Source organism: Pontibacter virosus, assembly GCF_003096355.1.
Classification (GTDB): domain Bacteria; phylum Bacteroidota; class Bacteroidia; order Cytophagales; family Hymenobacteraceae; genus Pontibacter; species Pontibacter virosus.
Genome location: NZ_QEKI01000011.1, coordinates 112,829 through 133,267, shown reverse-complemented (window position 1 = coordinate 133,267; position 20,439 = coordinate 112,829). Strand labels below are relative to the sequence as shown.

16 protein-coding genes are annotated in these 20,439 nt (G+C 51.5%); 5 read left to right on the top strand and 11 right to left on the bottom strand.

Going from position 1 to position 20,439, the window contains the following annotated elements; all coding sequences use genetic code 11:
* The first annotated feature begins 538 nt into the window (after positions 1-538).
* Both C8E01_RS15555 and C8E01_RS15550 read left to right on the top strand, forming a co-directional pair.
* Positions 539-3,661 carry a SusC/RagA family TonB-linked outer membrane protein gene (locus C8E01_RS15555; protein ID WP_116544378.1) on the top strand — a complete coding sequence of 1,041 codons (3,123 nt, stop codon included), beginning with the start codon at positions 539-541 and terminating at the stop codon, positions 3,659-3,661.
* Between the two features lie 15 nt (positions 3,662-3,676).
* Positions 3,677-5,095: a SusD/RagB family nutrient-binding outer membrane lipoprotein gene (locus C8E01_RS15550; protein ID WP_116544393.1), complete on the top strand. Its 1,419-nt coding sequence runs from the start codon at positions 3,677-3,679 to the stop codon at positions 5,093-5,095.
* A gap of 236 nt (positions 5,096-5,331) precedes the next feature.
* Here C8E01_RS15550 and C8E01_RS15545 read toward each other — a convergent pair whose 3' ends face one another.
* Positions 5,332-6,615, bottom strand: coding sequence for a serine hydrolase (locus C8E01_RS15545; protein ID WP_116544377.1), 1,284 nt, complete (start codon positions 6,613-6,615; stop codon positions 5,332-5,334).
* 314 nt (positions 6,616-6,929) lie between these two features.
* Between C8E01_RS15545 and C8E01_RS15540 the strand changes: the two genes are divergently transcribed.
* The 3 genes from C8E01_RS15540 to C8E01_RS15530 all read left to right on the top strand — a co-directional run bounded on the left by C8E01_RS15540 (position 6,930) and on the right by C8E01_RS15530 (position 9,437).
* Complete coding sequence (locus C8E01_RS15540; RefSeq protein ID WP_116544376.1) at positions 6,930-7,634, top strand: carboxypeptidase-like regulatory domain-containing protein; 705 nt, start codon at positions 6,930-6,932, stop codon at positions 7,632-7,634.
* 325 nt (positions 7,635-7,959) lie between these two features.
* On the top strand, positions 7,960-8,805 hold the full coding sequence (locus C8E01_RS15535) for a carboxypeptidase-like regulatory domain-containing protein (protein WP_116544375.1): 846 nt from the start codon (positions 7,960-7,962) through the stop codon (positions 8,803-8,805).
* A 23-nt stretch (positions 8,806-8,828) separates the two neighbouring features.
* Entirely contained in the window at positions 8,829-9,437 is a 609-nt protein-coding gene (locus tag C8E01_RS15530; RefSeq protein WP_116544374.1) for a carboxypeptidase-like regulatory domain-containing protein, read from the top strand.
* Between the two features lie 21 nt (positions 9,438-9,458).
* Here the strand turns inward: C8E01_RS15530 and hemA are convergent, their stop codons facing one another.
* From hemA to C8E01_RS15480, 10 genes are all read right to left on the bottom strand, one after another.
* Entirely contained in the window at positions 9,459-10,721 is a 1,263-nt protein-coding gene (gene hemA, locus C8E01_RS15525; RefSeq protein ID WP_116544373.1) for a glutamyl-tRNA reductase, read from the bottom strand.
* A gap of 95 nt (positions 10,722-10,816) precedes the next feature.
* A complete protein-coding gene (locus C8E01_RS15520; RefSeq protein ID WP_116544372.1) occupies positions 10,817-11,878 on the bottom strand; it encodes a response regulator in 1,062 nt (353 codons plus the stop codon).
* Positions 11,875-13,107 carry a hybrid sensor histidine kinase/response regulator gene (locus C8E01_RS15515; protein WP_116544371.1) on the bottom strand — a complete coding sequence of 411 codons (1,233 nt, stop codon included), beginning with the start codon at positions 13,105-13,107 and terminating at the stop codon, positions 11,875-11,877. The genes C8E01_RS15520 and C8E01_RS15515 overlap by 4 nt, the downstream gene beginning before the upstream one ends.
* Before the next feature lie 160 nt (positions 13,108-13,267).
* A complete protein-coding gene (locus C8E01_RS15510) occupies positions 13,268-13,714 on the bottom strand; it encodes a response regulator (protein ID WP_116544370.1) in 447 nt (148 codons plus the stop codon).
* A gap of 6 nt (positions 13,715-13,720) precedes the next feature.
* Positions 13,721-15,265: a sensor histidine kinase gene (locus C8E01_RS15505; protein ID WP_116544369.1), complete on the bottom strand. Its 1,545-nt coding sequence runs from the start codon at positions 15,263-15,265 to the stop codon at positions 13,721-13,723.
* Between the two features lie 80 nt (positions 15,266-15,345).
* A complete protein-coding gene (gene nadB / locus C8E01_RS15500) occupies positions 15,346-16,917 on the bottom strand; it encodes an L-aspartate oxidase (protein WP_207774906.1) in 1,572 nt (523 codons plus the stop codon).
* Positions 16,918-17,032: 115 nt separating this feature from the next.
* Entirely contained in the window at positions 17,033-18,076 is a 1,044-nt protein-coding gene (nadA, locus tag C8E01_RS15495) for a quinolinate synthase NadA (protein ID WP_116544368.1), read from the bottom strand.
* An 18-nt stretch (positions 18,077-18,094) separates the two neighbouring features.
* Positions 18,095-18,568, bottom strand: a complete 474-nt coding sequence (locus tag C8E01_RS15490; protein WP_116544367.1) for an RrF2 family transcriptional regulator — start codon at positions 18,566-18,568, stop codon at positions 18,095-18,097.
* Between the two features lie 30 nt (positions 18,569-18,598).
* Entirely contained in the window at positions 18,599-18,919 is a 321-nt protein-coding gene (locus tag C8E01_RS15485) for a metal-sulfur cluster assembly factor (protein ID WP_116544366.1), read from the bottom strand.
* Between the two features lie 43 nt (positions 18,920-18,962).
* The gene (locus C8E01_RS15480; protein ID WP_116544365.1) at positions 18,963-20,279 is read right to left on the bottom strand and encodes a heme-copper oxidase family protein; all 1,317 of its coding nucleotides are present in this window, start codon (positions 20,277-20,279) and stop codon (positions 18,963-18,965) included.
* Positions 20,280-20,439 lie beyond the last annotated feature (160 nt).

Below are 20,439 nucleotides of genomic sequence, written 5' to 3'. Positions count from 1 at the left end.
GAGCAGCCTATAGTTCTACCTGACTAGCTATACCAGACCCAATTCTACATTTGACCGATGTAAGATCGATTGGGTTCTAATCTGCTTTAAGTGCTACGACACATTTAACAGCTATCTTATATTATAAGCTGCATCCGATTTCACCCGTCTGGCACCACACAATCCCACACTTCAATGCACTTTAGCCTAAGTTCAACATAGGGGCACGAGTCTGCCAAAATCTATCGGGTTTAAGTCAAATCTTGCATTGAGCAGCATATTTTACCTTGGTTTGTTTCCCTTTCTGCGTATTTAACGTATAGAAGACAACTTTTTTATCTTTTAATCATATAACATACATTAACCCACGATTCAATTCAATCTCTATTCATGACGGTATGCCAGGTTTCTTGCAACAGGAGGTATACGGTACCTTGAGCTATACCTTCCAGATCAAGAGCAAGCAATTTGCTTCCTGATTTTAGATTAACTGTTATGTTGAATACCTGAATGTCAATGCGCTTTAAATAAATTTTATGATGCACTAAATGGGATCATTATGAAGAACACCTTTACACTCATTTTATTCATGCTATTTGTACTCGGCACCTCAGGGGCCTGGGCACAGCAGCGGCAAGTCAGCGGACGAGTAACCGCCTCTGACACAGGCCAGGGCATGCCGGGAGTTAGTGTGGCCGTAAAAGGCACTACCACCGGTGTGGCAACCGATTCGGAAGGCAGCTACCAGATTCAGGTGCCCGACAACAATGCGATACTTGTCTTTCGTTTTCTGGGCTATCAGACAAGGGAAGTAACGGTAGGCAGCCAGTCCACCGTCAATGTAACTCTGGCGACAGACGCACAGGAGCTCGGCGAAGTAATGGTAACCGCCCTGGGTATTACCCGCGAAAAGAAGGCCTTGGGGTACGCGGCTCAGGGCGTGGATGCCAAGGAGTTAACAGAACACCGACAACCCAACGTACTAAATGCCATGCAGGGCAAGGTGGCCGGCGCGACCATATCGAGTACAGGTGGTGCGCCGGGCCAGGGTACCAAAATCCAGATCAGGGGCATTAACTCCATTGATGTGAACAAAAGCAACGAACCACTCTTTGTGATCGATGGGGTGATCATGGATAACAGTACTTCTACCTTTGGGCAGAGTGCTGAGCTGCGAGGTATGAGTAACCGCCTTGCCGACCTGAACCCTGATGACATCGAGAGCATCAACGTACTGAAAGGTGGCGCGGCCACAGCCCTATACGGCTTGCGAGGAGCCAACGGGGTAGTCGTGATCACGACTAAAAGCGGACAGCAAGGTGAACTGCGCGTGAACTACACCGGCACTGTAGGTATAGAGGAAGTGAACAAGTTCCCGGACATTCAGGACACCTATACCCAAGGCTATACCGGCGTGTACGACCCAAACAGCTTCTGGCCATCCTGGGGCCCAACCGTAGAAGAAGCACGACGCCTGGACCCTACCCACCCGGAAAAGCTACACAATCACTTTAAAGATGCCTACGAGATGGGGCACCAGTATCGCAATAGCCTCTCCTTCTCAGGTGGTACAGAAGCCATCACTTTCCTGTCTTCGCTTTCACATTTCCGACACGAAGGAGTACTTCCGTTTACTGACTACGAAAACTTCTCTGCCCGCCTCAACACCGATTTCAAGATCAGCGATAAGGTACGATCCGGCGCCAACTTTAACTATATCAACTCAGGCGGTTTCCGCTACAACGCCGACCGCTTTAATGAGAGTTTGAGCTACTGGTCGCCGCGCTGGGATGTGAAGGATTACCGCAAGCCGGACGGCACCATGTTGAGCTACGGCAACGACAATCCTGTGTATGGTGCTGCCACAAACCGCATGGAAGATGATGTGAACCGCTTTATCGGTAGCTTTCATGTAGGGTATAGCCCTCTCAGTTGGCTGGATCTGAGCTACCGTGTGGGTCTGGACAACTATACCGACGATCGCACTCGCACTGCGCCCGGGCCCAGAGGTTTTGCAGACGAGCGGGTGTATGAAGACAACGACCAGGGCTTCGTATATGAGTATACGACTAAGTTCCGCACCATCAACTCTTCGTTCCTGGCCACCGTCAACACTAGCTTCGGCGAGGATTTTAACGCCACTTTCCGACTGGGACACGAGCTGTACGACAGAAGGGTGAAGGGCTTTGGCGTAGAGGGTGATAACCTGACCGTGTTTGACTACTTCGACCTGCGCAATGCCCGCCTCCTTCGCTCCACGCAAAACCAGTCAGACTACCGGCTGATGGGTGTGTTCGGGGAAGCATCGATGGACTACCGCAATTTTTTGTTCCTGACCCTAACCGGTCGTAACGACATTACCTCCACCCTGCGCAAGCCGAACAACTCTTTCTTCTACCCATCGGTGAGTTTGAGTTATGTTTTCTCGGATCACCTCCAGTTGCCGTCCTACATCAACCAAAGCAAACTGCGCCTGTCTTATGCAGGTATAGGCAAGGACGCCGCGGAGTATGCCACCTCATCTGGTTTTGCGCCTTATGCCGGATTACCGACCGGATACACCGGTTTTACAAGAGCGGCACTGCTCGGCAACGAGGGACTCAAGCCGGAGTTTACCAACACTTTTGAAGCTGGCCTGGAAATGGCGTTCCTGGACAACAGGCTGGGCTTTGACTTCACCTATTACCACTCCCTTAGTAAAAACCTGATTATTAACATCGATGTGGCTTCGTCCACAGGCTATGTGCGTGCCGCTGTGAACTCCGGCGAAATGCGCAACAGAGGGATAGAAATAATCTTAAACGCAACGCCTGTTCGCACCGAGAGTTTCACCTGGGATACTAAGCTGATCTACTCTGCTAACCGCAACAAGATCCTGAGCATCCGCGAGGGCCTCACCGAAATTCCCTACGCCTCGCAGTTTGGCTACGTGGGTTCTACCGTTACCATGAAGCTTATACCTGGACAGCCCTTCGGCAACATCTACGGATCGCACTGGCAGCGCTACTATGGTCCGGGGGAAGAGCCTGACCCGCTGTTCATCGACACTGACCGCCCTATCGTGATTGGGGAAAATGGCTTCCCGGTGCGCGCACCCCTTACCAGCCAGAAAATTTTGGGCAATTCCCAGCCTGACTGGATCGGGGGCCTCACCAATACTTTTACTTACAAAAACCTGAGTTTGACCAGCTTGTTTGACGCCCGCGTAGGCCACGAACGCTACAACCAGATGGGCAACTTCTTCTCTGCCTTCGGTATAGCCGAGTACACCGAAAACCGCAACGAGACTAAGGTGTTTGAAGGCGTACTGGCCGATGGCACCCCGAATACCAAGCAGGTATGGCTCGGTCAGGGCATCGGTCCGGATGGCGTCAACTATGGCGATGGCTTCTACCGACGATTCCACAGAGGGGTGTCCGAAAACTTTGTGGAGGATGCCTCCTGGGTGCGCCTGCGCTCCCTTACGCTGAACTACTCATTGCCCAACAGCTGGTTTGAAAATACATTCATCCGAAACGGCTCAGTTGGGCTTACGGGTAACAACCTGGTGCTGTGGACTGATTTCTCAGGCTTTGACCCGGAGAACAGCGCCACCCCAAGCGGCAGCAACGTGGACGGCTTTGCCGGCTTCACTTACCCGGCTGTAAGAAGCTACCTGTTTACGCTCAATGTCGGATTCTAAACCTAAATGAAGATCATGAAAAAGATGTATCGATATGCGATGGCCCTGCTCCTGACAGGGGCTTCGCTTGGACTCCAGAGCTGCGAGGATTACTTTGACCTGCACGACAACCCAAACCTGGTGTCGAATCCGCCGCTCAATGCCATGCTTTCCACAGCCACCCACAAAACCGGCCTCAACAGCCAGCGTGTGGCCGCTACCACGGCGTTTTATGTGCAGTACCTGGCCAGCCCTGTGGCAGGCAACGCCACCGATACCTACCAGGTAGTGGACCTGACCGGTTCCTGGGATGCGATCTACCTGGCCATGGCTGACATCTACGACATGAAACAGCGGGGCCAGGAAGAGGGCGCCTCGGACTATGTGGGTGTTGCCAACATCCTGATGGCTTATCACCTTAACTTAGTGATCGACCACTGGGGAGATGGTCCTTATTCGCAGGCCTTCGACAACAGCACGCTCACGCCTGCCTTCGATTCTTCGCAGGACCTGTATGCTGAGGCCCTGCGGCTGCTCGATGAAGGTATAGCGGAACTGAACAAGACGGACTCGCGCATACAACTAAGCGAAGAAGATGACCTGATTCATGGGGGTGACAAGACCCAGTGGATTCGCACGGCCAATGCCTTTAAGGCCCGTATGCTGAACAAAGTAAGCAAACAGCCATCTTACAATCCGGGAGCGGTGCTGAGTGCTGTTGAGAACTCCTACCAGTCTAATGCAGATGACGCTGAAATGATGGTGTTTGCTGACATTAACCCATGGGCTGCTGTGTCGCGCAGCAATACCTCCCTCATACTGGGTGGTTGGCTTTCGGAGCAGTTTGTCAACCAGCTGAATGGCACCACCTACGGCGTGGTGGATCCGAGGCTTACGCGCATCACCGAGCCAACTGTGACGGGCACCTTTGTAGGCACGCCAAACGGCGTAGGCAACGTTGGTCCTGCCAACAACACCGTGCGAGACGAGGTGTATATTTCGCGCAACTCTCCCCTAACCGGTGACCTTGCGCCTGTCACTATTGCTTCTTATGCCGAGATGAAATTCATTGAAGCGGAGGCTGCTTTCAGAGCCGGTGACCAGCAGCGTGCCTACACGGCTTACCTGGATGGTATACGCGCGCACATGGACAAATTAGGCGTGCCAGCCGGAGAGCGGGATGCCTACCTGAACAACCCAGCCGTAGGCGTAGGTGCTGCCAACCTCACCCTGGACCTGATCTTCAAGGAGAAGTATGTCGTGACCTACCTGAACACGGAAGCTTGGACCGACGCCCGACGCTACGACTACCAGTACGCCAACTTCGACCTTCCAGCCAACGCTGATCTAACGACCTTTATACGCAGAATCGCCTTTCCACAGGGGGAGGCCAGCAAAAACCCAAACACTCCGGATTCGCCAGCCTTGTCAGAGCCCCTGTGGTGGGACCAGTAGAAGTTTAGGTGTTTGAAAGTTTAGGAGCTATTTAAACTTTCTCACTATAGTAGTAACAAAAGGCAGCAGCTGTTCGGGGTGGATCGGCTGCTGCCTTTCCTTTTAAGGTGATCAGTCAACTGAATGCCTGTTATGGCAGCTGAGACGATCAACTTCCGGATACGCGTCTTCTGGCCTTTTCAAAAGCTATTTTGTCCTGATTGGCTTAGCCACATCAACAGGTATGGCCAATCCTCTCAGTACTGCAATTTGAATTTGTCGAGCTTGGGAAGGTGTTGTTTTTTGCGTTGCAGCTCGTGCTCGTAGAAGGCACGACCCAGGTTTTGCATGAAAGGATAGCCCACTGTTTCGTACTCATACTTGCCGTCATTGAATACTTCGTTTTCATTTACCAATATAACCGCTGTCAGCATGAATTCCACCTGCTTGTCAAAATCTACGATGTAGGCATTGTCTGTCAGGAAGCCATAGGCGTTGCCGATCTTGTTGAAGATGCGGATGTTTTCAGGTATGCGCTCCTTCGAGTTGCCGTACATCAGGAACTTCACATAGCCATCCGGGTACTCAATCGGGTCATAAGCCGGATAGTCGCTTTCGCGGGGCAGCATACTCATGTATTTGTAAAGGAAGGTATAGTCATCCGCTGTCAGGTTGAAGCGCTGCTCCGCTGGCACTTCCTCCGGGAACAGCACGGCTTTAAGTATACCCTGCAGGGCCTCTATCGAGATGTAGTTTTTGACCGTGAAGTCCATCGGACCTTCCACCAACTTGTCGCCTGCTATATGCCCCTTGCCCAGCACCCCTTCAAACTTAGCCTGCGTGAATGGTGTCGGATTGTTGACGAGCGGCTGCTCATAGATAAGCTGATCGTTTTTGTAGAACCGGAAAGGGTTAGTGTGGCGGTTTTCATCAGGACTCAAAGAAATGCTCAAACGATGCACCAGCTGTACATCTTTAAATCCTTTCTGGTGCAACGACTGGTTCAGCTGCTGCTGCCCTACGAACTCGTACAGGCGGTTGTAGGCATCGTTGTCGCTCACCAGGAATAGTTTCTTGATGTAGTGCGCAATAGTGGCCTTTCCGTCAGCCGAAGTACTGTCGCCGCGCACGGAGGTCTGGCAGCTATATGCGCTGTCAACCTGCAGCGGCGTGTACTTGTCGAGGCCCGCTATACCTAGCTCATTGAGTTTCTCCAGTGCTACCACAGCGCCCGGAAGTTTGACAGTACTGGCCGGGTAAAAGTACTCCTGCGGATTGACGCGGTAGGTATAGGACGTAAAGTGCGGTTGGTTATGCTCGTCGCGGTCGATCTGGGTATACAGGATCTGCACCCTGTACTGGTCCGGGTTATCGAGTATGGCCCTGAACTGCTCTGGTTTGTTTTCAAGAATCTGCTCTATCATGCTGATTTGTCTGCTCGTTGCCTGCTTGTTGCCTGCACAGGCCGCCATGGTGATACAACAGATCAGACCAAGGTATAGCGAAATGCTTCGCCGTTTGGTAAATGAGGTTACTTGCATACTGACAAGCTGTACATGATTTGAATTTAGAAAGCTTTTTGGGGAATGCAATGTAATGGCAGGTATAAAATGGCTTGGTTTCAAAGAAGCAATCTACCTTTTTGACGAACTGAAGAATGGGCTGACAAGAATAACGACGTATATTTCCAAACTTTACCCAAGCGTTTATAGGAGTCCATTGGATAAATTTGGAATAGAACATTAGCACAAATACGTGTTCAGCAACTTAAAAAAGGACTTAAATAATAAATATAATGAGTAAACACCTAACACCCAAATAAACGCGTACCTTCTCATACCTAAGCGAATACACCATGCGGTACAAGATCCACTTAATTATCCTGCTGTTGCTTCTACTGCTCACCGGTTCCTGCGAAAGGTATGACGTAGATATCTTTACGATTGAAGGGTACGTAACTGACGAGCTAAACCAGCCAGTGGCAGGTATAGCGATCGGGGTTGATGCTGTTAAGACTCCTTCAGGTATGGGCATCATTACTGATGGGAAGCGCAAGAGCGCCGGAAACGCAACTACACAGGAAAACGGGTATTACAGTGCCAAACTAAAGGTTTTTAAGGACGCTGACCGACTTGAGGTAGCCTTGAATGAAAATATGCTGGATGGCTATACCTACCGGACTGAAAGTGCTTATCTCCCTACGCTAAACAGCAAAGGCAAAAACACGCTAAATTTCACCCTCTACACTACTGCCATTCTCAGAATCAAGTTTGTGAATACAAAGCCCGCGTCCGACAACGATACGTTTAAGTTTTACTACTATGGCATCTGGACAGGAAAGCCGCATACCCGCAAAATGGAGAGCTGTGCAACAGTGCAGGAGAATGACAACTTTCAGTGGATTGGCAAAGACGTTTGTGGAATCTATACCGTAGAAGCCATCGTTGGCGATGAAGCCCCGATTGTGTGGTATGTTACAAAAAATGGTGAAACGAAGGAGTTCAGGGCAACGATACTGATTGAAAGAGGGGTGGTAAATGAATACCTGATTCAGTACTAGAACTCCCTCTCAAAGATACTGTTGCAGCCGGCAAGTCTTCTCCGTTACATCACACGTGTTCCCTCGCATTTTCTTGCCTGCTCCTCAGGCCATGCCAGATGAACTGGTCATATCGGAGCCTTGACTGATTGCTGTAGCTGCAGATAAATCCTACTGCGGATTCTCTATAAATGACTGTAATTCAAGCGTAAATTATACTTGGCATAACACCGGTCCTAATTATAGCCTGCCTGCTTGCAACCTCTGTTACGAAAATTGAATCTTCTTGATAGCCGCTATACCTAAACAGGGTATAGCTTTCCTAAACCTTCAAGAGATTCACCCGATGCCACAGAACAAACTGCCCCTACTGCTTTTCTTTTTCATTTTCTTTCTCACTCCCCACTTCACGTTTGGACAAAGCTTGCAGATAAGTGGTACCGTTATAAGCGCCAAAAAACAGGAGGCTATACCTTACGTCAACATTGGCATCAAAAAGAAGAACACCGGCACGGCAACCAGGCCTGACGGTAGCTTTCAAATCGACCTGAAAGAAGAGAACAGACAAGACACACTTACTTTCTCAGCCATTGGGTATAACGAGCTCTCGTTGCCCGTCTCTTCCATCCTCTCCGGCAGCACGACCTCTTTCGAACTCTCTGAAAAAACCACGGTACTCCGGGAAGTGGTGATCAGCAGCAAAGCCCCCAAAATAAGGAAGTTTGGAACCACTTCGCGCAATCCGTTCCTGTACGGCTCAGCCGAAACGATTCACTCAGAGGATATCTCGGAACTGGGCAAATACATCAACCTCAATAACAAAACTTCCGAGCTTCTGTCTGCCACGGTATACCTGCGCAGCATCAAGCGTGACTCAGCTACCTTCCGCATCAACCTGTACAAAAACGCAGCAGGTATGCCGGGTGAGAGATTAGTTGAAAAAAGCATCATCAGGCGGCTTTCGCTTACGCAGGGCTGGGTCACGGTTCCGCTCGAGCAGTATGGGCTGGTGGTAGACGAAGACTTCTTTTTAGGGATAGAGTACCTGCCTGATTACAGCAACCACGAGAAATACATTTTCGCTTACGGCGCCGCACTGGGTGGCAGCTTCTACTCCAGGAAGGCCAGCCTCGCAGATTGGGAAAAAGCTGTGGGCGGACGATTGGCAGCATTTGTGACGGTAAGGCAGTAACGCGCCAGGTTCAGACAAGCTGCATGAAAAGAAACACCGCGATCTACTCCGTTGCGCTTTTGTTTTTGCTGCTATCAAACGAAGTATCGTTAGCACAAAACCTGCCTGCACCAAACAAACAAGTGATTCAATTCTCGGGTATGGTATATGGGGGTGACAGCCTGACGGCTTTAGAGGGTGTTGCCGTATATGTGCCGGGTACTACACGGGGCACGCACACACGCAAAAGCGGCTATTTTTCGATGCCGGTTGTAGTAGGTGACACAGTGGTATTTGGAGCACTGGGCTTTGAAAAACTATACCTGACCGTGCCTGCTGAAAACCAAGAAAAGCAACTGACCCTTAAGATTTTGCTCGAAAGAAGAGAAAACAAGCTGCCTACGGTGGACGTGATGCCCTGGGCGACGGAGTATGATTTGAGGCAGGCCGTATTGCGTACCAAGCTACCCGAGGAACCCAAAGATCAGCTACCTACTATACCGCCAACCGTCGTCTACAAATCGATCACGGATATGCCAGCTATGGGTGCTGAAGCCAATTTTAAGTATGGTCAGAAACTACTGCAGGATCAGCGGGAATCACGCTACAGGGTGCCGGATATTCTAAAGATTTTCTCTATTCCGATTCGATAGCATAAGCCGGACAGGAATAGCCTAGGCTTCTTGCTTGTCGAGGTTAAACAGTGCGCTCAAACCCTCCAACAACGCCTCAGATTCACCACGCTGGCAAGCTGCTTTCAGCTCCAGGGCAGGTAGTTTTACGATCTTGTTGAGGATGTTTTTGGTGATGGCTTCTACCAGCTCTTTCTGGTCATCGCCCAGCTTTTTAGTATAGCGGGCCAGTTCCTGCTGCCGGATTTCCTCTAGGCGGCTCTTGAACTGCTGCAAAGCTGGCGACATGGCCATTTCGCGGGTCCAGGTGTTGAACTCAACCATGGCTTCCGCTATGATTTCCTTCACCTGCGGTATAGCAGCCATACGCATGGTAAGCGCCTCTGTGGCACGGTTACGGATATTGTCTACGTTGTATACCTTGGCGTTTGGCAGGGCCTCAATGGCAGCGTCGATGCTGCGTGGCATGGAAAGGTCCACAAAGAACTGGGGAGCATTTTCGCCGAGCTGCGCAATATCCGCCTGCCCGATAAAGAAGCAATCGCCTGGCACGGACGAAATCACCACATCCGCGTTCGCCATTTCTTCCCAGACATTCTCCCAGTAAATAGCACGGGCATTCGTTTTCTGGGCTAGCTCCAGCGCTTTGTGATGCGTACGGTTGGCGATGGTGATGTTGCTGATCTTCGACTTGCCGAAGTTATCGCACACATTCGCGCCGATCTCCCCTACTCCGATCATCAGTACACGCGGATCAGCCATACCTCTGGTCAACTCTTCTACCAGCTCCACTGTGGCATACGACACCGAGGCGGCACCGTCAAAAAAGGCGGTCTGGTTGAACACCTGCTTGTTGGTGTAAAAGATCGTATGCATCAGCCTGTGCAGAAATGGACCGGCCATAGCGGCATCAGCGGCCCACTGGTAGGCTTTCTTCACCTGGTTCAGTATCTGCATATCGCCTACCACCTGCGACTCCAGCCCCAGCGACACATAAAATAGGTGCTGCACTGCTTGCTGGTGGTCGGTGATGTGCTGGAAATAAGACGTAATCTCTTTTGTCGCGATAAAGCCTTTCTCAATCGCAATCAGCTTAATAATTGCGTGTGAGAGGTCCTGCGCAGCAGTATAGTATACTTCTGTGCGGTTGCAGGTAGAAAGCACCATGACATCCTGCGCGTCGGTGAATTCGCTGATCTTATCGAGCAGGTTACGACAACCGATCTCGTTCAGCGATACGGCTTCACGGATAGCGATAGGTGCTTGCTTGTAAGATAATGTAAGGGCTTTAAACTGATTTTGCATGTCTTTCTCTCAGATACAATGCAAATTTCTTAAAAGCTGGATTCGGAAAGTATGACTTTCGTCACTTTCAGGTAGGAGAAATGTCAGTGTTTCCCCTAATTCCGCATCCGCTCCAGCTTCTGTGCATTCAGGATCGTGATTTTGCTGCCGCGGGTGTCAATCAGGTTTTCGTCTTTGAAATCGGCAAGGGTGCGTATCACAGTCTCTTTGGAAGCACCAACAATGCTGGCCAGGTCTTCTCGGGTAATTGATACCTCTGACTTGTAGTTCGGGTCTTCTTTGTACTGCTTTTCCACGAACAGCAATGCCTCCGCTACACGCTTGCGCACTGAGTTATAAGCCAGCTTCAGCAGGCGCTCCTCCCGGTCGGCCAGGTTATCGGACAGTATTTTGATGAACTTACCCGCTACGTCGCGGTTCTGGTACAGCAAGGTATAGAAGTCCTCGCGCGGGATGATGTATACCTCCGAGTCCTCCAGCGCCATCGCCGATTCGCGGTAGGCTTTCTCTTCCAGCAGATCAAGGTAACCGATAAAGTCACCGTCTTTGTAGAGACAGGTGATGTACTCCCGGCCTTCTTCGTTCGACTTATAGGTTTTGATCTTGCCTTTATTGAGGAAATACAGGTTGCTCGGGTAATTACCTTCTGAGAACAGGTGCTGCTTCTTGCGGAAAACCGTCACACGGCGGTTCTCAGAGATCAGTTTATTGAGCTCCTCGTAGCCTTTGGCTTCCTGTATGAAGTTGTCGAGTCCCTGCACGTTGCGCTGAAACTCAGCCTTCATAATCTCATTTTTCTTCAGGCGTATCTCCACCACGTCCAATAGCTCCACATCGTCGAAAGGCTTGGTCAGGTAATCGTCTGCGCCCAGGTTCATGCCTTTGCGGAAATCGTCTTTCTCTGACTTGGCCGTCAGAAAAACGAAGGGAATGCTCGCCGTTTCAGGGAATTTGCTGAGCATGTGCAACACGCCGTAGCCATCCAACTGGGGCATCATGATGTCGCAAATGATCAGGTCAGGGTGTTCTTTCTTGGCAAGGTCCACGCCGAGTTTGCCATTCGGTGCTTCGAGCACCTGGTAGTTGGCCAGCGTCAGGATCTCGGCCGTGTTCTCGCGTATCTCCTGGTTGTCTTCAATCAGCAATATCTTTTTCATATTTGTGCGGTATATGGCAAAGTGATAGTGAACGTGGTGCCGTGGCCCAACTGGCTTTCATAGCGCAGCTCGCCACCCATAATCTCTACATATTTTTTTACAATGTTAAGCCCAAGACCCGTTCCCTGTATATTGGTGACGTTCTGAGCCCTGAAGAAAGGCGTAAACAGGTGTGTCTTGTCTTCGTCAGGTATACCGATCCCCTCGTCGCGCACCTCCAGCGTCACAACATTTCCTTTAATGGTTGACGTAAACCAGATCGTGCTGTCCTCCCCGGAGTATTTGCTGCCGTTGGAGAGCAGGTTGATCATGACGTTGCGCATAAGCTGCTTGTCCAGGTATACCGTCAGCTGAGCGCCTTCGTGTTGGTAGTCAATGCGCTGCCCCTCTTTCAGGAAGCCCTGCATTTCGTCAACGACCTCTGCCGCGAAACTCTGCAGATCAAAGGTGCTCGGCACATTGTGTATTTTCCCCTCCTCCATCCTGCTAATGGACAGGAAGTCGTTCAGGATATTGGTCAGATTGTGCACCGCCGACTTAATGCGTCCCACGTGCTTCAGGCGCTTTTCGTCGTCTTCGGCGGTCTTGTACTTGGTTATAAGGGATGCCGAAGAAAGCACGGTACTAAGCGGTGTTCGGAACTCGTGCGAGGCAATAGTCACGAAGCGCGATTTGAGCTCATGCAGCTCTTTCTCTTTTTGCAGCGCCTTGTATATTTCAGTCTGCGCCTTTTTCAGGGTCCGGTTCGCCTTCTCCAGGTTCTGTATGGCTGCGGCCAGTTCCTGCGTACGGTCCTCTACCCGCTGTTCGAGCTCCGTGTTCAACTTCTGGATCTCGGCCAGACTCTTGGCGTGCTCAATGCTATACCTGATCGAGCGCTCCAGGTCATAAGGGTTAAAAGTACCCTTCACCAGGTAATCCTGCGCTCCGACCCGCATGGCTTTCTCGTCTGTTTCGCGGTCGCTTTGGCCCGTCAGCAGAATGAATGGGGCTGCTATACCTTCGTTTACCGCCTGCTCAATCAGCTCCAGCCCATCGTGTGCGCCCAGCCTGTAATCGACCAGGTACACATGATGCCGCTGCTCCCTGATGATGCCGATCGCCTCGTTAAAGGAAGGCGCCCACTCGAGCAGGTAGTTGCGCCCGGGTATATCGTCCATAATATCCCGCGCAATGATGAAATCATCTTCATCATCATCCACCAGCAAAACACGAATTCTGTCAGGCAAAGTCTATTGAGTTAAGAGTTAAGAGTTGAAAGTTATGAGTTAAAAGTTGGAAGCTTATTGAAGACAAAGCGCTGATCTGAATTCCAGTAGTTAATAACAGAAAGTCGATCCATTAAATTACTGAAAACTCATAACTCTTCACTTTTAACTTTTAACTAAACTAGGGTTTCGGCAGTTCTACAATTTCGAACCAGTATTTGCTTAGAGTGCGCATCACGTCTACAAGCGAACTGAAGGTGACTGGCTTAGTGATGAATGAGCTCACGCCCAGGTCGTAGGTGCGCAGGATGTCCTCTTCGGCCTTGGAGGTGGTGAGCACCACTACGGGCAGCACGCGCAGGTGTTCGTCGGCTTTTATTTCCTTCAGCGCCTCTCGGCCGTCCTTTTTCGGCATGTTCAGGTCTAGCAGGATAAGGCCTGGCGTCTGGTATTTCTCCTTGTCGGTAAACTTGCCACGGTTGTGCAGGTAGTCCATCAGCTCCTCGCCGTTTTCCACAAACTCAATTGCGTTGCTTAACCGGTTTTCGTCCAGCGCTTCCTTTATGAGCATGCGGTCTTCTGCGTCATCGTCGGCTATCAGTATCACAATAGATCTATTTGATTTCATAGTTGATTATTCCTTCAGGTGAGTTTTTGCTAAAGTAACAATAAAATGCGTACCCTGCCCCGGCTTACTTTTGGCTGTAATATCGCCCCCGTGCCGGATTGCAATCTTACGGCAGATGGCCAGCCCTATACCGGAGCCCTCGTACTTCTGGCCCTCCAGTCGCTGGAAAATGTTGAAGATCCGGTCCAGGTACTTTTCATCAAAGCCGATGCCGTTGTCCTCCACATGCAGCTCCACCAGCTCATCGCCCGGGGTGGAGGTCATGTGGGCTTTCAGCTGTACTTCTTTGGCGTATACCTTTACCAGAGGGGCAACATCGTCTCTGCGGAACTTGATGGCATTGCTGATCAGGTTCTGCAATAACTGGCGCAACTGGGTAGGCTCCGCCTGTATGACAGGTAGCTCGCCCAACTCTACTGTAGCGTGCGCGTTTTCGATGGCAATCTCCAAATCCGATATCACATCGTGCGCAATCTGGTTCAGGTCTGTATCCACAAACGGCTTGGACTTGGAGGTAACCCTAGAAAAGGTGAGCAGATCGTTGATCAGGTTCTGCATCCGAACGGCTGCGTTGAGCATGCGGTCCACGTAGTCCTTGCCCTGCTCGCTCAGGTTCTCGTACTCTTTTAGCTTGAGGCGGTCGCCGAAGGCCTGGATCTTGCGCAGCGGCTCCTGCAAATCGTGCGATGACACGTAAGCAAAATCCTGCAGCTCGCGGTTGCTTCGCTCGAGTTCGGCGGCATAGCGGCGCAGGCGCTCTTCGGTTATTTTCTGGCGGGTGATGTCGTGTATGAAGCCGGTGTACACCTTACGGTCGGCCAGCTTCACTTCGCTGATGCTCAGGAATAGCGGGAAGATGGTACCGTCTTTTTTGAGGCCGGTTACCTCGCGGCCTATACCTATAATGCGCTTCTCGCCGGTCTCGTGGTAGTGGTGCATGTAGTTGTCATGCAGGCTCTTATCAGGCTCTGGCATGAGCATGTTGATCTTCTGCCCTATTACCTCCGATTCGCCATAGCCGAACAGCCTGCAGGCAGAGGGGTTGATCATCTCGATGACACCGCGCATGTCGATGGTAATGATGCCGTCTACAGCAGTCTGGATGATGGAGTTAATGCGGCTTTCGCTTTCGCGCAGTGCGACCTCCGTTTTTTTAAGATCGGTGATGTCGTGGATGATGCCCGTAAAGATCTGCTTGTCGTGCAGGTTCACTTCGCTGATGCTGAGCAGGAACGGAAATACGGTGCCGTTCTTCTTCTTCCCCAGCACTTCACGTCCTTTGCCGATGATCTGCCCTACCCCTGTGCGGTGGTAGTTGTCGAGGTATTTATCGTGCAGGCTATGGTCGGGCTCCGGCATGAGCATGCTCACATTGTTACCGATTATCTCTTCCGGTTGATAGCCGAAAATATGTGCCGCCGCCGGGTTAACGGACTCCACCATGCCTCTGCGGTCGATGGTGATGATGCCATCGATAGCCGTTTCAATAATGGCTTTCAGTCGCGACGCATTGTCTAAAAGCTGATTAGATGAATTTTCGTACTCTTCCAAGTGTGTTAAATTTCCTAAATATAAGCAGTACGGCCCTATTCTCAAAAAAGTGACCCTATACCTGTTTCAGGAGCATTAACTTAAACTATGTTATCCAGGCTATACCGTTCGTCAGGCAGTGCTTCCGTCAGGAAATGCCCGCCTACGCTTTCACGCCTGGCAAGCGCGGCTTTCGTAATTAATTCGGCTACAGTGAGCAGATTCTGCAGCTCCTGCACTTCCTGGTGCAGCCCTGTCATACAAGCTATACCTTTCACCTTCCGTTGCAAAGCGTCGATTTTGGCCTGGCATTGCATCAGACCTTTTACGGAGCGTACAATACCGGCCTGTTGCCAGAGTAGCGCTTGCACTTTCGCACGGGTCTGTACTATCTCAGCCCGCATACCTGGCCACAATACACCTAGATAGTTTTGCTCCGTGGGCAGATCAGGAACAGCCTCGGATTGCCTTTGAGTCAAGCCTGCCACATGCACAGCAGCACGCTTTGCAAACACCACGCCTTCCAGCAGCGAATTACTGGCCAGTCGGTTTGCTCCGTGCACACCCGTGCAAGCTACCTCTCCTATTGCGTATAGCCTGCCAATGGAAGTTTGCCCGTGCAGATCGGTCCTCACACCCCCGCACTGGTAATGCGCAGCAGGTACGATGGGTATAAGGTCGTTTTCGACATAAATTCCAATAGTGGCACACTTATGATAAATAAAAGGAAAGTTTTCACGCACCTTTCCGGCAGGCAGGTGGCGCACGTCCAGGTATAGACAAGGATTTTGGTGGCGCTGCATTTCGGTGAGCACGGCCCGGGCCACAATGTCGCGCGGGGCCAGTGAACCCAGTGAATGGTAGTGGTGCATGAAACGGCTGCCGTCCGGCAAGACCAGCTCTGCCCCCGCTCCCCGCAATGCCTCGCTGATCAGGAAGACCTCACCGTTTGGTTGGTATAAGGCGGTCGGGTGAAACTGGAAGAACTCCATGTTCTGGATCTCGGCTCCGGCACGGGCCGCCATGGCCAGTCCGTCGCCGGTGGCTATACCTGGGTTGGTGGTGTACTGATATACCTGTCCGGAGCCACCTGTGGCCAGCACCACCGCTTGTGCCCGTATAGACCGTGCCTCCTGTGTGTGCAGATCCAGCACCTGTACGCCATAGCAAAACGTACCTGTGTTGCTGGTCTCAGCGAGTAGTTCTATACCCATCTGATGTTCCTGCACGGAGATGTTCGGGTGCCGGCGCACAGCCGCTTCCAAGGCTTGCTGTATGCTGCGACCCGTATGGTCTTTTACATGCACAATACGGTGACGGCTGTGACCTCCTTCCAGACCAAGTGCCATATCGCCAGATTCCACCTCATCAAAACCCACGGCTATACCTTGCAACCACTGTATGGCAGCCGGGGCCTCCTGCACCATATACCTGACCGCAGCTTCGTCGCAGAGACCGGCACCCGCCTCCAGCGTATCCTGCACGTGCTGTTCGAAGGAGTCGGTTGGGTCGAGCACAGCAGCGATGCCTCCCTGCGCGTAGGCGGTATTGGTTTCGGAGAGGTGGGCTTTGCAGAGCACGAGAACGCGGCCATGGGCAGCGGCCTGCAGGGCAAACGTGAGGCCTGCAATGCCACTACCCAACACCACGAATTCAAAATCTGGCACTTTCACTTTTAATTAACAGGATAAAAACTTTAGACAGGAGGCTTTCAAATGATAAATGACTGATATCCAAAAGTTATTTATTTTAATGCCCCTCCTTTGAATATTTTTAAAGTCGACTTGCCTAAGAAAAGGCCAGCATCCGCTCAATTGGAAGCAAAGCACTTTGACGGATATCCTCTGCCAGGTCCACAGTATACAGGCGCTCCGACTCGGTGCCAATAGCCCGCAAAGCCTCCAGCGTGCGCTGTATCGTGATCTGCTTCATGTGAGGACACTTGATGCAGGGCACAATAAATTCCTTTTCCGGATACATGCCGCGCAAGGTCGCACCCAGGTCGCACTCCGAGCCCAGGATGAACTGACGAGACTTGCTCTCACCCACAAAACGGAGGATATCGGACGTGCTGCCTACCACGCCGCCGGCACCGGTCAGGGCGTCGGCTACCGTATCGTCCGGCACTTCCCAGTGCACCAGCACCTGCGCCTCGGGGTACATCAGTTTGAGTCCGTTGATGCGCTGCGGCGTGAACTGTTCGTGCACCTCGCATTTGCCTTCCCACAGGATCAGCTCCTTGCCGGTCTCCGCTTTGATACGGGTCTGCAGGTTGCGACCCATGAACAGATCTGGAAGGAAAATAAGCTTGTCGGAGTCGAAGGAGCGGGCGATGTCCATTGCGTTGCGGGAGGTGCAGCAGATGTCGGCTTCGGCTTTGGTCTCGGCGTAGGTGTTGATGTAAGCCACCACCGGTACCCCCGGGTACTGCGCTTTGAGTTTGCGCACATCGGCTCCCGTAATGCTTTCGGCGAGCGAGCAACCCGCCTCAAAACTGGGCAGCAGCACTTGCTTGGCGGGGTTCAGGATCTTGGCAGTTTCGGCCATGAACTTCACACCACAGAAAATGATGTTGTCGGCCTCTACGCTTTTGGCGGCCACACTCAGGCCGAGCGAGTCGCCCACAAAGTCGGCGATGCCACCATCCTTGTGGTGCACCTGCAGCTCGGGCGACATGTAGAAGTGCGACAAGATCACCGCGTTCTTCTCGCGTTTCAGTTCACGGATCTCTTCTACCACCTCCTGCAGGGCGGCAATCTCTTCGGTTTGGGCAAAAGGGTGCATGGCTCTGAATTTTTCAGAGAAGGCACCCCGTGTCAGGGTCGCTGTCATTGAATGTTTTAAGATAGTTTAAGCGATGCCGCGGACGGAGCCGTTCAGCATTTCTTCAGGTTGGTTTTTAATGAAATATTTTCCGGTTTTCACGTCGTCTACCAGACTCTGTATCGTTTTTTCGCGGAATACCTGCAACAGGTGATTGCGGTATACCTTGATTTCATCGTGCAGGGGACAAGGGTGTGTGTCAGAGCACTGTTTCATGCCCATGCCACATTTCCTGAAAGCTTCGAGTCCGTCTATAATGCTGATCACCTCCAGTAAGCTGATCTCACTGGCGGGCCGGTGCAGAAAAAAACCGCCGTGAGGGCCTTTGATGGAAGCAATGACACCTTTGCGTACCATGTCCTGCAGGATCTTACCCATGAAATGGGCAGGCAACTCCAGTTCGTTGGCTATCTCTTTTATGCCCACGCGCTTGCCTTCTTCATCAGCCAAAGCAATGTACACGATGGAGCGCAGGGCGTATTCTGTTGTTTTCGAAAGCATAACCTTGTCTTAAATCGGGGTGCAAATCTATCAGGTATTTCCTAATTGTCGCATTCCTTCCTCACTTATCATATCTGGCGTCCACGGCGGAAGCCATACCAGTTCCACTTCAATCTCCAGGTTCGGGAAGCGCTTGTCCAGCATTTGCCTGGCCGCCGTCGTGATGGTGCCACTCATGGGGCAACCCGGCGTGGTCAGCGTCAAATCAATATGCAGCTTCTCCTCCTCTTCCTTCAGGGTTACTTTATATACCAGACCAAGGTCGACAATGTTTATGCCGATCTCCGGGTCGATGATGTATTTGAGCGCTTCATACGCTTCGTTGACGATTTCCTGTTCCTGCGTTTTCATAATTTATAGCCTTCTGAGTCCCGATTTCTTTGTCTTGAGTCATTTAGTTTGCTCCTTTTGCTGCCTTTTCGTAGCCGAATGGCTTTAAGTCTTTCACCTTGTGCAGCAGCACCTTAAACACATTGCCCGCATACAGCACAGCCGCTATACTCAACAGCACCGCTCCCAGCAAAATAACGGTTTGTTCAGCTAGCAGCACACCAGCCAGCAAGGCCACCAGCCCAACAATATAAGCGATATTCTGCCAGCGCAGCAGCGTCACACTATAAAGGTCCTTCGGCATGGGCGTCTTGAATCGACCCACATAGTCTTCGTAGCTGTGCATCCAGACAATAAAGGGAAGCGTCTTAAAGGTTTGTCCTAGTATCAGTGCCGACACAAAGCCGAAGAAGATCGAGAGTCCGTACACTAGGTATAGCGCCGACAGCTGGCGTTGCGGCAAACCAAACTGCAGCGTCACCCCAAACACCAGCACGATCGGCAGGATCAGCAGCGCCAGGGCCACAAAAGTTTGCTTCATGCCCAAATCCAGGTCAGGGCGTTTACCGAGGCATTTGGCCTGGTACAGAAAGTAAAGGAAACAGCCTATACCTGCTACGACCATAGCCGCATACACTGCATAGAAACCGGTATGTAGAAACAAGTGGTCTGCCGCGAAAAGCACGAGTCCACCATTGATCAGGTAATAGCTCCAGTTCAGGCTTCTGGTATCTTCCGGGTGCGCCAGCAGGAACATCGGGATCAATTTGGAACCTACGCCCACGATCAGCAGCAGGAACCAGCCGGCCATACCTATGTGCGCGTGCAGTTGCAGGTAGTGCACGTGATCCTGCGGCAGAAACGGATACTGAAAGTTGAAGACCATCAGCACGCCGACCAGCCCAGTCGCTACCAGCCAAACCACGGAGGTGACCATAAAATCGGCCTCAATCCCCCATTTTTTCACCTGCCGGGCGGTTTGCACGACGTTATAGGCAAAGAGCAGAAAAGATATGAACAGCAGACAAGCCGCTATGTGCATGATGGTGCCCACCCAGAAATTCCAGAAAGAAACGGTGAGCAGTATCGTACCAGTCGAAAGCAAAGCAAAGGCTGCTGTTCCCAGTTTCTCGCTGAAGAGCCGTACCTCCAGCACGACAGGCAGCAGTTGGTAGACCGAACCGAAGATGATCATCGTCGCCCAGCCCAGCGCCGCCACGTGGGTAAGCGTGAGCAGTTTCGGGTGGAAATAGTGCCCGCCGAAAGCATCTGTGGAGAAGACCAGCAACAGGCATAGCACCACAAAAGACACCGCCGCAAAGGCGTAGTGCGGCAGCACAAGCCATTTAGAGGGTGAATTGGATATCGTTGCGGCGCTCATGCGTTTGGTTGTTTATTGTTGGTTGTTAATTGTTTGAATCTTTATATAGGGCCCCTACCCCAAGGATTTACAGGATTAAAGGATTAGCAGGATTCTCGTGCACGATTAACCCACCCCCGCCCCTCCGAGGAGGGGAATACTTGTGCAAGGAAGTCCCCCT

What these genes read in the sequence shown, in the direction of transcription:
- C8E01_RS15535 (WP_116544375.1), top strand. Translation starts at nt 7,960, where the DNA reads ATGCCACAGAACAAACTGCCCCTACTGCTTTTCTTTTTCATTTTCTTT.
- nadA (WP_116544368.1), bottom strand. Translation starts at nt 18,076, where the DNA reads ATGACAGCGACCCTGACACGGGGTGCCTTCTCTGAAAAATTCAGAGCC.
- C8E01_RS15540 (WP_116544376.1), top strand. Translation starts at nt 6,930, where the DNA reads ATGCGGTACAAGATCCACTTAATTATCCTGCTGTTGCTTCTACTGCTC.
- C8E01_RS15530 (WP_116544374.1), top strand. Translation starts at nt 8,829, where the DNA reads ATGAAAAGAAACACCGCGATCTACTCCGTTGCGCTTTTGTTTTTGCTG.
- C8E01_RS15490 (WP_116544367.1), bottom strand. Translation starts at nt 18,568, where the DNA reads ATGCTTTCGAAAACAACAGAATACGCCCTGCGCTCCATCGTGTACATT.
- C8E01_RS15545 (WP_116544377.1), bottom strand. Translation starts at nt 6,615, where the DNA reads ATGCAAGTAACCTCATTTACCAAACGGCGAAGCATTTCGCTATACCTT.
- C8E01_RS15510 (WP_116544370.1), bottom strand. Translation starts at nt 13,714, where the DNA reads ATGAAATCAAATAGATCTATTGTGATACTGATAGCCGACGATGACGCA.
- C8E01_RS15480 (WP_116544365.1), bottom strand. Translation starts at nt 20,279, where the DNA reads ATGAGCGCCGCAACGATATCCAATTCACCCTCTAAATGGCTTGTGCTG.
- C8E01_RS15550 (WP_116544393.1), top strand. Translation starts at nt 3,677, where the DNA reads ATGAAAAAGATGTATCGATATGCGATGGCCCTGCTCCTGACAGGGGCT.
- C8E01_RS15520 (WP_116544372.1), bottom strand. Translation starts at nt 11,878, where the DNA reads ATGAAAAAGATATTGCTGATTGAAGACAACCAGGAGATACGCGAGAAC.
- C8E01_RS15485 (WP_116544366.1), bottom strand. Translation starts at nt 18,919, where the DNA reads ATGAAAACGCAGGAACAGGAAATCGTCAACGAAGCGTATGAAGCGCTC.
- hemA (WP_116544373.1), bottom strand. Translation starts at nt 10,721, where the DNA reads ATGCAAAATCAGTTTAAAGCCCTTACATTATCTTACAAGCAAGCACCT.
- C8E01_RS15555 (WP_116544378.1), top strand. Translation starts at nt 539, where the DNA reads ATGAAGAACACCTTTACACTCATTTTATTCATGCTATTTGTACTCGGC.